Here is a 234-nt window from a genome sequence, read left to right on the forward strand (position 1 = left end):
AAGTGCCGGATCGATTTGCATCTACTTATCCTGGTGCTGGAGGATGTAGTCATAAAGCTGGTGTGAAAATTCTACTAGAGTATGACTTGTTGAGTGGAGAATTTTCTGATGTGAAAATTGAACCAGTAAAACGAAGTGATCAGGCGTATGGTGCGACGCGAACAGGTATGGCACAAAAGAATGAACTGTATATTCGTGAATTAGGATATTTACGTTTACAAGAATTTAAGTCTA

The 234-nt window shown here is 38.9% G+C and carries 1 pseudogene; it reads left to right on the plus strand.

The features are described from left to right. A pseudogene (locus tag JDS80_RS31120) lies at positions 1 to 234 on the plus strand (IS4 family transposase); the annotation flags it as partial.

This window comes from Bacillus cereus group sp. N8 (assembly GCF_016483685.1).
Taxonomy (GTDB): Bacteria; Bacillota; Bacilli; order Bacillales; family Bacillaceae_G; genus Bacillus_A; species Bacillus_A proteolyticus.